This is a genomic window from Citrobacter sp. Igbk 14, assembly GCF_028069825.1.
In the GTDB taxonomy this organism is placed as follows: domain Bacteria; phylum Pseudomonadota; class Gammaproteobacteria; order Enterobacterales; family Enterobacteriaceae; genus Citrobacter.
The window spans coordinates 1-436 of the sequence record NZ_JANEWM010000194.1 but is presented as its reverse complement, the minus strand read 5'-3'; the positions used below and the strand labels follow the sequence as shown (position 1 = coordinate 436).

Genomic DNA, 436 nt, shown 5'->3' with positions numbered 1-436 from the left:
TTGAATAGGTGTACTATAGCCTGAAAAGCAAAATTTACAGGCTATATTTCAACAAGAAAGGTGATAACTGATGATTTAATGATCGCAAATTTCTTTTAGATACTTAATGATCGGTACTTTATGAATATCGACATGCCCTAAATTTGGCTTTAAAATTTTCTTCCAGTATAGATTTGCGTTATAAGGTTTACTCTTGTCACTTGTTTGAACAAAACGCAATTCTTCAGGGACACTATCATTTTGATGTGCAGGCTCGAATGTTGTCGAATGAACCCTTAATATACCAACAAGACTTTGGTTTTTAGACTTATCAAGTTGATATTGTTCAGAAATTGTTTTTTGAATCCCTTTATCAAAAAAAGGACATCCATCAACGTCATGACTAACAATAGTAGCTTGATCAGTATCAAATATGGCATGATATTTAATATTAAAT

Annotated in this window: 1 pseudogene; it reads right to left on the bottom strand. The window is 31.4% G+C overall.

Features of this window, described 5'->3' with window-relative positions:
• Positions 1 to 75: 75 nt before the first annotated feature.
• A pseudogene (locus NNN64_RS23115) lies at positions 76 to 436 on the bottom strand (ATP-dependent nuclease); the annotation flags it as partial.